A 10,678-nucleotide genomic window follows, 5' to 3' on the forward strand; every position below is an offset into this window, starting at 1 on the left:
GCGACCCACGCCGAGGCCATGGGCAAGACCACGGTGGTGCCGCCGGCCCTGCTGGCGGAGCCATGGCTGGCGGGCCGCCGCATCCTGGTCCTGGAGCCCCGGCGGCTGGCGGCCCGGCTGGCGGCGGCCTTCATCGCCCGGCAACGGGGGGAAGAGGTTGGCCGGACCATCGGCTACCGGGTCCGTTTCGAAAGCCGGGTTTCTGCGGCGACCCGGATCGAGGTGATTACCGAGGGAGTCTTTACCCGGGGCCTGCAAAACGACCCCGAGCTTAACGAGGTGGGACTGGTCATCTTCGACGAATTCCACCAGCGCAGCCTCCAGGCCGACCTGGCCTTGGCTCTCTGCCTCGATGTGATGGCGGGGCTGCGCCCCGATCTGAAAATCCTGCTGATGTCCGCCACCCTGGACAGCGCCGCTTTAAGCGCCTTGCTCGACCAGGCCCCGGTGCTGCGGGCCGAGGGCTTAAGCCACCCGGTAGCGATCTCCCACCGCCCCCCGGCGACCGGGCCGGGGAACGGCCAAGGGGGCCTTCCCTCCCGGGAGCCCGGAATCCCCGCCAGCCGCGAAATCGCCGCCCAGGTGGCGGCGGCCGTTGCCGAGGCCTTGGCTGCCCGACCCGGCGATATCCTGGCCTTCCTGCCGGGAGCGGCGGAAATTCGCCATTGCCGGCAGTTGCTGGCCGCCAGGCTGAACACCCAGACCACGGTGATCCACCCCCTCTTCGGCGATTTGAGCCTGGCGGCCCAGACGGCGGCGGTAGCGCCGGACCCCGGCGGCAAAAGGCGAGTGATCCTGGCCACCCCCATCGCCGAGACCAGTATCACCATCGAAGGGGTTCATTGGGTGGTGGACAGCGGCTGGCAACGCCGCCCCTTGTTCGACCCCAACAGCGGCCTTGATCGTTTGGTCACCCGGCGCATTTCCCGGGCTTCGGCCACCCAGCGGGCCGGCCGGGCCGGCCGCCTCGGTCCCGGTCACTGCCTGCGGCTCTGGAGCGAGCATGAGGACAGGGGCCTGCGCCCCTTCGATCCGCCGGAAATCCTCAGTGCCGACTTGAGCGGCCTGCTGCTGGAGCTGGCCTGCTGGGGCATCAGCGATCCGGCGGTCCTGCGCTGGCCCGACCCGCCCCCGGCGGCCCACCTGGCCCAGGCGCGGGAGTTGCTGCAGGCCCTGGGCGCCCTCGACAGCCTGGGCCTGGTTACCGCCCTGGGCCGCCGGATCAACGAATTGCCGGTCCACCCCCGGCTGGGCTTGATGCTGCTGCAAGCCCCCGCCGGCGGCCTTGAGTTGGCCTGCGATCTGGCCGCCCTGCTGGGCGAGCGGGATATCAGCAAAAGCCGGGAACGCTCGGTGGATATCGAGGAACGCTTGCAGATCCTGCAGCTTTTCCGGCGCGACGGCTCCGCCGCCGTCCAAGCCCGGGAGGCGGACCCCGAAGCCTGCCGCCGGGTCCTGCGGGCCAGCCGCCAACTGCGCCGCAACTTGACCGCCCCGGGCCAGCAAGCTCCCCGGATCCCATCAAGCCAGAAAAAAAGCAAGCATCGTAATGCGCCGCAACCAGCAGCAGGGCCGCAGGTTGCGGCAAGCGGACCGGCGAAACATAGTGAGCTATGTGAGCCTGACCGATCGCCGCAAGATGCGATCCTGCTGCCGGTTGCGGCCGGTGAACTGCTGGCCCCGGCCTTCCCCGACCGGATCGCCCAACTCCGCCCCGGCAGCCGGGGTCAATACAAGCTCAGCTCAGGCCGCGGAGCCGCCCTGCCGGCCCACGACCGACTGGCCGGACAAAATTACCTGGTGGTGCCGGAGCTTGATGCCGGCCGCATCGAGGGTCGCATCTTTCTCGCCGCGGCCCTGGCGGAAGAGGATCTGCGGAAAATTTTCGCCGCCCGGCTCCAGCAACGGGAAGAGGTCTTCTGGGACCGCCAGGCCGCCACGATCAAGGCCCGACGCCTGACGATGCTGGCCGACCTGGTTATTGCCGCAACGCCATTGGCCAAGCCCGATCCGGGGGAAGTACAAAAGGTCCTGCTGGCTGCCATCCGCGCCCACGGCCCGGAACTGCTGCCTTGGGACGCCAAGGCCCGGGAGCTGCAAGCCCGGATCGCCGCCGTCCGCCACTGGCAACCGGAGGCCGGCTGGCCGGAGATCGACGATGAATTTCTCCATGGTCACCCGGAAAAGTGGCTGGCTCCTTGGCTGGAGGGGGTGAAAAACGGCGACCAGTTGCGGCGCTTGCATCTGGCCGAGATTCTGGCGGCCCGGCTGAGTTGGGCCCAGCGCGATTACCTGGAACGGGAAGTGCCCAGCCATCTCACCGCGCCCAGCGGCTCGAGGCGCAAGCTGAGCTATCAGCCCGGCGAACCCCCGGTGCTGGCCGTCCGCCTCCAGGAGATGTTCGGCCTGGCTGAAACTCCGAAAATCGTCGAAAACCGGGTGCCGGTACTGCTGCACCTGCTTTCCCCCGCCGGCCGGCCGGTGCAGATCACCACCGACTTGCGGGGCTTCTGGGAAAACGCCTACCAGGAAGTAAAAAAGGAGCTGAAGGGCCGCTACCCCAAGCATCACTGGCCGGACGACCCCTGGAACGCCCTGCCCACCGCCCGGGCCAAGCCCCGCCGCTAGCTTTGGCTGCGCTGCTTTCACCGGCAGCGCTTGTCTTGCCTATTTCAGGGGAAAAAACTATCATGACCTCATGAACTATAAACCCCAGGATATTCTGCAAAAGCAACCGTGGCTGATCTACGCAGCCCTGCTGCTGGTTTTTCTCCTGCTGTACTCCTGGTGGGCTGAGAGGGTACGGATACCCCAGCGCTTTGTCATTACCTACAGCCAGTTTCTGGACCAATTGGAAGCGGGCAACATCAGCTCGGTAACCATCGAAAATCACCGGATCCGGGGTGAATTGGGGGAGGAAACCCGGCTCCAACTACCGGAGCGGCGGGAACTGGTGGCAGTCAGATTCTTCGAGACTCATCTGCCCAGCTTCCAGGGCGAAGAACTCATCGACCGGCTCCGGGCCAGCCAGGTCGCTATCGAAGTGAAACCGGTGGCGGACCGCCCGCTCGGGCAGGCCTTGATCTGGCTTCTGCCCTGGCTCCTGATCATCGGTTTCTGGATTTACATCATGCGGCGTTCCATGCTGCAAATGGGCGGGCGGGATGGTCATCTCGGCTTTGCGCAGAGCAAGGCCCGGCTCTTCGATCTGACCAGGCCGAAGGTCACCTACCAGGAGGTGGCCGGGATGGAGAACGTCAAAAAAGAGCTGCAGGAAGTCATCGAGTTTCTCAAAAATCCGGCCAAGTTTACCCGCATCGGGGCCCAAATCCCCAAAGGGGTGCTGCTGGTGGGCCCGCCCGGGTGCGGCAAGACCCTGCTGGCCAAGGCCACGGCCGGGGAGGCGGGGGTTCCCTTCTACAGCGTCAGCGCCTCGGAATTCATCGAAATGTTTGTCGGGGTCGGGGCCGCCCGGGTGCGGGACATGTTCAGGAGGGCAAAGGAGAACAAGCCCGCGCTGATCTTCATCGACGAGATCGATGCCGTCGGCCGGACCCGGGGGGCCGGCATGGGTGGCGGCCATGACGAACGGGAGCAGACGCTGAATCAGCTCCTGAGCGAGATGGACGGCTTCGAACCCAACGAGGGAGTCATCGTCCTCGCGGCCACCAACCGGCCGGACGTCCTCGACCCCGCCCTGCTCCGGCCGGGGCGTTTCGACCGCCACCTGGTGATCCAGAAACCGGGCTGGCAGGAACGGCTGGCCATTCTCAAAGTCCACAGCCGGCACAAGAAGATGGCCTCCGAGGTCGATCTGGAGCTGCTGGCCCGGGAAACTCCGGGGATGACCGGGGCGGACCTGGAAAACCTGATGAACGAGGCGGCCCTGGTGGCCCTGCGGCGCAACAAGGAGCAAATCGACACCGATGACATGGAGGAGGCCAAGGACAAGATCCTGATGGGCATGATCCGCGACGAGGTGTTGAGCGAGACCGAAAGGCGCATCACCGCCTACCACGAAGCAGGCCATACCCTGGTGGCCTGGGAGCTTCCCGGCTCCGACCCGATTCACAAGGTCAGCATCCTGCCCCGGGGGATGGCCCTGGGAGTCACCCAAATGGTGCCGGAAGAGGATCGGCATTACTATCCCCGCAAGTACCTGCGCAACCGGCTCGCCGTGGCTCTTGCCGGCCGGGTGGCCGAGCAGCTGGTCTTCGACGACGTGAGCACCGGCGCCCAGAACGACCTGAAGGATGCCACCGGCCTGGCCGAGCGCATGGTTTCCCAGTGGGGGATGAGCGAGAAGGTGGGCCCGGTGGCCACCGCCCGGGGCGAGGAACACCCATTTCTCGGCCGGGAACTGGCCCAGCCCAAGAAGTACAGCGACCAACTGGCCTGGCTGATGGACCAGGAAATCCGCCGTTTCATCGTTGAAGCCGAAGAGCAGGCCCGGGAGATCCTGGCCCGAAACCGGGAAAACCTCGACAAGCTGGCCGCCGCCCTGCTACGCGAAGAGACTCTGGAGCGTGAGGCCATCGAAAGAATAATCGGCCATCACCGCCGGCTGGACCCGCCCTGATCCCGAATTCCCGAGCTAATCCCACTGAAGGTCCGCATCAACCAGCAACTCTCCGCACGCACGCTGCAGGACTTGGCCAGCGCGGCGTGGCGCGTCTTAAGGATTCCACCGCTTCAGCAAACGGCTGGAAACCTTGGTCTTTTTAGGGAAGCCGCCCGGGAACAGCGCTCAAGATTGCCTGCTGTTCCCACTCTTCTGCTGCCCCCCTGAATTATAGCAGGCTAGAGCGGCGCTGCCAGGGTCCGCAGCCAGGCGGCGACCAAGGATGCTTCCTCCTCGCTCAACGGAAAAGCGGCCATGGCCCCGGTAGGATTGGCGGCAAGGCCCAGCTCCCGAGCCATCTCCGGGGTCGGGGTTATCAGCCAACGTTTCAACACCTCAAAATCGCGGCCAGTCGAGGCTTCCAGTGGGCCGCCGGAACCTCCTCCGGGAGCGCCCTCCTGGTAAAGGGAGTGGCAGGCCAGACAGGAATTGGCCGCCAGGATTCGCTCCACCTCACGCCACTCGCTATCCAGAAAGGCCAGTTCGGAGGCGGGCGGAAACAGCTCCCGCATCGCCTCCACAAGCAGCAAAACCTCCTCGGGAGCAAGGTGCAATCCTGCCATCTCGCCGGTCGGCTCGCTGCGAATCCCCAGAGCCCTGGTGGTGGCGACATCGGGGCTGCGCATGAAGGTCAACAGGGTTTGCTCGTCGCGGCTGGCCGAGGCTTCAAGCCCTCCACCGGAAATGGGATAACCGATTCCTGCCATTGTATGGCAGGACAGGCAGCCCATCTGGCGAATCCGCTCTTCGGCGCTCAGCGGCGCCAGTTCAAGGGGCCGGGCCGCAATGTTCAGCGCTACCAGCGAGGCCAGGGCCGCCAGGGCCACCAGGGCCGCCCCGGCACTCACCGGCCGGCGTAATTTTTCAAAATAACGGCGGTAGCGTTGGTGGATCACGACCAGGGCGACAGCGCCACCGGCCAGCAGAGCCAGCCAGGTAAGCTTGTCCAGCCAGACCGGCACCGGCACATAATGTGGAGTGGGATGCAGCAACAGAACCAAACAAAGGCTCGCCAGCATAAAAGAGGCCAGGTAGAGCTTGTTCTTCTGGCGGCCTAAAGCTAAAGCGGCAGTGGCCAGCAAAGCACCGAAAAGCAAGCCGGCTGAGCCGACCCGGAAAAGTTCGGCCACATCGCCGGCCATCAAACGGCTCCAAAGGAGTGTGTCCACCTTGCGGAAAACCAGAAACTGGCTCCACCAGCAAAACCAAAGTACGGCGGGAGCGAGCAAGGCCAGGGCAAAAAGAGAGCTGTCGATGCGGTTTTCACGCCGCCCGACGACAGCTGCCAGGGCCAGCACGGCCGCGATTAGACAAAGTACGATGCCGGCCTGTTGGGTCCAAAACAGAACCTGGGGCATAACAGCCTCCTTCCCAAAAAAAGTTTTTCCAAAAGTTAATTCTCTTTTTAGGAAAAGGGGTCAGACACCTTTTCCTGCCCAACAATGGGGGCGCTCGATAAGGATGGTTATGCTTTTTTAACGATTCTGACGGCATAGAGAAACAGGGCGGCCCCGGCCGTGGCCGTAATGATGGCTCCGATCAGCCCGCCCGCGCGAATCCCGAGCAGGCCGAAGACAAAACCTCCGACCAGGGCGCCGATGATGCCGACTACGATATTGCCGAACAGGCCGAAGCCCCCGCCCTTCATCAGGGTGCCGGCCAACCAGCCGGCCACGGCGCCAATGGCCAGAAAAATAAACAGTCCGGTGATGTCCATGATCACTCCTTTATTGGTTAAGCTTCTTTCTGGCTCCCGAACGGCGGCTTTCGGCCTTTTCAGGATCTGACGGCCATGTTGGCAAAAAACAACGGTACTGGTCCGCCGCCCGGGGCACCTGCTTGTCAGTATTTATTGATACCATTTCCGCGTTAGTAAAAGCAAAATTATCCTGCCACCAATGACAGACAATTCTGCCAAAGCCGGCCTAAGCCAACCCAGGCAAAATGATCCTGGTTCTGTTGCTGTGGTGCCGACTTTGCCCCGGCTTTTTTGCCACGAAAGAACGAACGCAGGGAGGATAAAGCGGCAGCAGGGACCACCAAGCTTGGCCGATCGCGGCTATTGGCCGCGTTTTCTGCGTACGGTAATGGTTTCGCCGCCGATACCCCAATTGTCGGTGTCGACTTCCTCGATCACCACCACCGTGGTTTGGGGATTCTTGCCCAACACCTCCTGCAGCAGTTCGGTGGCGCCCTTGATCAGGGCCGCCTTCTTGGCCGCCGTTACTCCCTCGTTGGTGATTTTGATATTGACGTAGGGCATTGTTGCTCCTTTGGTGTTTTTTCGAAGGGGCCATTACAGTTAAAGCTACTTCCCAACTCACCGGCATTTGGGCCGGAGCGGGGGTTTATTTTTTCCCCGGCGGCGGGAAAGCAGCGGGGGGCGGCGGCTTGGCCGGCATCAGGGCGGCCAGGCAGGGGCAGGGTTCGACCTTGCGCCGGGAAGGATCATCCCGGCCACCGATTAAGTGCTCCAACCCCGCCCGCCACTGCTGGACAAACTCTTCCATGGACTCGATGAACCAGGCCTCGTGATCGCGACGGTTGATGGTGCCGTGTACCACCACCTTGCCCGGATCCGGCGGCAGCCCAGTGGTGATGGTCCAGGCAAAGCAGTTGGGGCAGGTCGGCATGGTAAAACGCAGACCCCCGGTGATCTCCTGGCGCACCACCTGGAAGCGACCCCAGACCGACTCCACTTCGCAACTCTCCCCGGCCAGGCAATCCACCAGGGCAAAGGATTCACAGTAATCGGGCAGGGACGCCAAGGTGATCCTGGCCCGGAGGTCTTCCGGGGAAATCAAAACATGGGCGACGGCAAAAAATTCCATTTTCGCTCTCTATGGTTGATCTTGGTACCAACGCCGGCCGGCTCCATCGGCCTTTAACAAAATAGACCTTGGCCTACGGCATGCCAAACAAAATATAGTATAACATCATTGGGGCCGGGCAAAACAGAAGGCGAAGCTGATAAAAAAACCAGAAGGAGGCTAAAGATGCGACGAACGATCCTGGTGTTTTTACTCATTCTGACCTGGGTCGGCGGCGGGCCGGTTGCGGCCGCAGTCGAGGGCCAGGAGGTGATCTATCAGGCTGCCGACACCTCTATGAAGGGCTATCTGGCCTATGACGGGACCCGGGACGTGCGGCGGCCCGGCATTCTGGTGGTCCATGAATGGTGGGGGCACAACGATTACGCCCGCAAGCGGGCCCAAATGCTGGCGGAACTGGGCTACACCGCCCTGGCCGTTGACATGTACGGCGAAGGGAAACAGGCCGCCCACCCCGCCGAGGCCCAGGCCTTCGCCGGCGCCGTGCGGGCGAACCGGGAGCTGGCCCGAAAACGCTTCATGGCGGCCTTGGAGCTGCTCAAGGAGCATCATACGGTCGATCCCGGCCGGATCGCGGCAATCGGTTACTGTTTCGGCGGCGGGGTAGTTCTCGCCATGGCCCGGGAAGGAATCGAACTCAAGGGGGTGGTCAGCTTCCACGGTTCTCTGGCCACGGACCAGCCGGCCCAGCCCGGGGCAATCAAGGCCCGGGTTCTGGTCCTCAACGGTGAGGACGATCCCATGGTCACCAAAGAAGAGATCGAAAGTTTCCGGCAGGAAATGACCGCTGCCGGGGCCGACTACCAACTGATCTCCTACCCGGGGGCCTTGCACGGCTTCACCAATCCCGAGGCCGACGCCCTGGGCCGCCAATTCGATCTGCCCCTGGCTTACGATCCCGCCGCGGATCGGCAATCGTGGCAGGCAATGGAGGATTTCTTCACCGAAATTTTCAGTTCCCCGGCGCCGAACTGAAGGGGAACGCCCGGACAGTTGGGGGCCTGACGACTTGACAGGGCGCCAGGCCCTCTTCATACTGACGGGAACCGGGTTGGCCCTCGGCCGCGATCGAGCATCCTCGATCCTTTTCACCCGGCCGGACTGATGCCACCGCCGAAGTTGCGGTTGCGGACTACAAGCAAGGGGGCAACGATGAAGAAGGAATGGCGTTTTCTGACCACCCGTTGGTGGCTGGTTCACTTCGCGGGGTTTACTCTGGTTTACGCGGCCGGGCGACTGACCGCTCATTATCTGGGAGGTTGAAGCGATGCTGGCGAAACTTATGTATCCTCGGCCGGGGTGGTTCGTCCTCCATGCCGTCGCCGTCGCCCTGGTGTTTCTGCTGGGCTATATCGCTGAATTCTAGGAGCGGCTTATGAAAACTGAAATTCGTTTGCTCTGGTGGGCCCTGGTCGGACTGGCCATCGGCGCGGTCATGCTCCATTATCGGATCCACCCGCCCGCCGGCGGCGCGATTTACGCCTGGGGCAACCTCTTGGCCCTGGCCGATCTGGTGCTAGTCAGCCTGCTCTTTCTCAGCAGACGGAGGGCGGTCTGGGGGCTGTTGCTCAACAGCTTCATCGTCTTTCTCGGGATCATTATGATGGCCGATTACACCATTTATCGCACCCTCAGCGGCACGATTCCCGCCCCCGGCGCCGATCCCCTGGGCTGGTTTCTGCACACCTCGTTTCCCTATATCACCATCGCCCTGGCGGACTTTCTGGTCGGCCTGAGCCTCTATCGCCTCATGACCGGCTCGGCCCCGGCCAGGGCCTGAAGCGACCGTAAGCTCCCCCAAAAGGTAGACATGTCAAAAATTTAGAGTTTTCTGGCAAAATACCGCCAGGAGGTGCCTATGACCTTGCCGAGTCAACGCCGTCACCGTTCTCTCCATCTGGTGAATGCAATTGTCAGCGTGCGATCATTTCTTGTTCGCTCAGCATTTTTATAAATAATTCCACCGTGTTCGGCTCAAAGTGTGTTCCAGAAAGCGATTTGATATGTCCAATCGCTTTCTCTTCCGTCCAGCCTTGACGATACGGGCGGTCAGAGCGGAGAGCGTCCCATACATCTACAATCGCGAAGAGGCGGGCAGCTTGTGGAATTTGCTCGCCTTTTAGCCCGCGTGGATAACCGCTCCCGTCCCATTTTTCATGGTGACAATAGGGTATGTCCAGTGCGGGACGTAAATATGCAATCGGCGACAGTATTTCAAAGGAAAAAACGGGATGTTTTCTCATGACAATCCATTCTTCTTCTGTCAAATTATCAGGTTTGAGGAGGATGCTGTCAGGTACACCCATCTTGCCAATATCATGCAAAAGGGCGCCACGCCGAATGTGTACCAATTCTGCTTCACTTACTCCCGCCATGCCTGCAAGCTTCATAGTCATTTCAGTCACGCGCTGGCTGTGACCCTCTGTTTCCTTGTCGCGCAAATCCAACGCGCGTGACCAGCCTTCAATGGTAGAATCATATGCATTGAACAATTCTCTGTTGGCGCGTCGTAACTTAGCTAGAATAGTGGCACTATCTACAGCAAGGGCGGTTTGACCAGCCAAAATCTCCAAAAAATTCAGCCAATCCTGGTGAGGTGTGAACGGTGATCGGTGAAAGACTTCCAGCATACCCCGAACTTGACCTTTGAAAATGATCGGCGCGCTGAAGTGAGTGGCAAACCCTTCATCAGCCAAAAGTGAGGCGCGGACAAATTGATCGCTATTCTCAACTAGATTAGCGACGTTTATTGTCCCTCCTTCCCACACGGCTTGCCCGCCGAGAACCTCATCCAGCCGCAGGCGTGAATGCTCAATGGTTTTACTACGAAAGCCAATACCGGCGGCGAATTCTAATACTTGAGAATATGGACTAGGCAACAGTATAACGGCAGCATCTACATTTAACTCGATCTTGGCTTGTTCAAGTACAACATGTAAAGTCAGATTCAAGTCCTGACTGCCCAAGATGGCTCGATCAATTTTATGCAGGGCTTGAATGTTTTGGAGTTGGCGGGCAATATTTTCGTTGGCAATGGCTAATTCGACCGCCCGTTTTTCTTTCTCTTCATTTTGAAAAGCGAGTTCTATGTTGGCAATAGCTAATTCGGCCGCCCGTTTTTCTTTCTCTTTGTTTTGAAAGGCAAGTTCTTTGTTGGCAATGGCTAATTCAGCCGCCCGTTTTTCTTTCTCTTCATTTTGAAAAGCAAGTTCTTTATTGGCAATGG

The 10,678-nt window shown here is 61.1% G+C and carries 9 protein-coding genes; 4 read left to right on the forward strand and 5 right to left on the reverse strand.

Going from position 1 to position 10,678, the window contains the following annotated elements; translation table 11 throughout:
• Together hrpB and ftsH are read left to right on the forward strand one after the other, a co-directional pair.
• A partial coding sequence (gene hrpB / locus ACHHTY_RS11195) for an ATP-dependent helicase HrpB (RefSeq protein ID WP_395494242.1) occupies nucleotides 1–2,628 on the forward strand: 2,628 nt, incomplete at its 5' end.
• Between the two features lie 70 nt (nucleotides 2,629–2,698).
• A complete protein-coding gene (gene ftsH, locus ACHHTY_RS11200) occupies nucleotides 2,699–4,579 on the forward strand; it encodes an ATP-dependent zinc metalloprotease FtsH (protein ID WP_395494243.1) in 1,881 nt (626 codons plus the stop codon).
• A 221-nt stretch (nucleotides 4,580–4,800) separates the two neighbouring features.
• Here the strand turns inward: ftsH and ACHHTY_RS11205 are convergent, their stop codons facing one another.
• The 4 genes from ACHHTY_RS11205 to ACHHTY_RS11220 all read right to left on the reverse strand — a co-directional run bounded on the left by ACHHTY_RS11205 (nucleotide 4,801) and on the right by ACHHTY_RS11220 (nucleotide 7,452).
• Nucleotides 4,801–5,979: a hypothetical protein gene (locus ACHHTY_RS11205; protein ID WP_395494244.1), complete on the reverse strand. Its 1,179-nt coding sequence runs from the start codon at nucleotides 5,977–5,979 to the stop codon at nucleotides 4,801–4,803.
• Nucleotides 5,980–6,086: 107 nt separating this feature from the next.
• Complete coding sequence (locus ACHHTY_RS11210; protein ID WP_395494245.1) at nucleotides 6,087–6,338, reverse strand: GlsB/YeaQ/YmgE family stress response membrane protein; 252 nt, start codon at nucleotides 6,336–6,338, stop codon at nucleotides 6,087–6,089.
• A 342-nt stretch (nucleotides 6,339–6,680) separates the two neighbouring features.
• Nucleotides 6,681–6,884: a tautomerase family protein gene (locus tag ACHHTY_RS11215; protein WP_395494246.1), complete on the reverse strand. Its 204-nt coding sequence runs from the start codon at nucleotides 6,882–6,884 to the stop codon at nucleotides 6,681–6,683.
• 85 nt (nucleotides 6,885–6,969) lie between these two features.
• A complete protein-coding gene (locus ACHHTY_RS11220; RefSeq protein WP_395494247.1) occupies nucleotides 6,970–7,452 on the reverse strand; it encodes a hypothetical protein in 483 nt (160 codons plus the stop codon).
• A gap of 165 nt (nucleotides 7,453–7,617) precedes the next feature.
• On the opposite strand from ACHHTY_RS11220, the gene ACHHTY_RS11225 reads away from it, so the two are divergent.
• Both ACHHTY_RS11225 and ACHHTY_RS11230 read left to right on the forward strand, forming a co-directional pair.
• On the forward strand, nucleotides 7,618–8,427 hold the full coding sequence (locus tag ACHHTY_RS11225) for a dienelactone hydrolase family protein (protein WP_395494249.1): 810 nt from the start codon (nucleotides 7,618–7,620) through the stop codon (nucleotides 8,425–8,427).
• 400 nt (nucleotides 8,428–8,827) lie between these two features.
• Nucleotides 8,828–9,232 carry a hypothetical protein gene (locus ACHHTY_RS11230; RefSeq protein WP_395494250.1) on the forward strand — a complete coding sequence of 135 codons (405 nt, stop codon included), beginning with the start codon at nucleotides 8,828–8,830 and terminating at the stop codon, nucleotides 9,230–9,232.
• Between the two features lie 133 nt (nucleotides 9,233–9,365).
• Here ACHHTY_RS11230 and ACHHTY_RS11235 read toward each other — a convergent pair.
• Nucleotides 9,366–10,678 (reverse strand): HD domain-containing phosphohydrolase (locus ACHHTY_RS11235; protein WP_395494251.1); only part of this gene is annotated, 1,313 nt, incomplete at its 5' end.

The organism is Desulfurivibrio nitratireducens, from assembly GCF_044068515.1.
Lineage (GTDB): Bacteria > Desulfobacterota > Desulfobulbia > Desulfobulbales > Desulfurivibrionaceae > Desulfurivibrio.